At 54.4% G+C, this 329-nt stretch carries 1 protein-coding gene; it reads right to left on the bottom strand.

The window, feature by feature from the left end; genetic code table 11:
* On the bottom strand, nucleotides 1-208 hold a 208-nt coding region (locus ACSIPU_RS30810; protein ID WP_435322506.1), incomplete at its 3' end, for a LysR family transcriptional regulator.
* Between the last annotated feature and the right edge of the window lie 121 nt (nucleotides 209-329).

Below are 329 nucleotides of genomic sequence, written 5' to 3' on the forward strand. Positions count from 1 at the left end.
GCTCCAGCAGCTGTTGCCCGGTTTCCGTCAGCTCGATACGCCGGGTAGTGCGCACAAAAAGGGGGTGGCCAATATGCTCCTCCAGCAGCCTGAGCGCATTGCTGACCGACGGCGGCGTGATTTCGAGCTTGCGCGCGGCGGCCGAGATATTGCCCTCGCGCGCAATGCTCTGAAAGATGCGTATCTGATTATAAAGCGCGTTATTCATAGCATCTCCTTAAGACACCCTCGCCTGATTATTAAGTACAGGCTAAATATTCTTAAGTCAATGACCGCCTAATCTTCCCCCCCTGCGGCTCGTATACTTTTGTCTCTTCCCGCTGACAACG

This window comes from Klebsiella sp. HN106, assembly GCF_051209435.1.
In the GTDB taxonomy this organism is placed as follows: Bacteria; Pseudomonadota; Gammaproteobacteria; order Enterobacterales; family Enterobacteriaceae; genus Klebsiella; species Klebsiella oxytoca.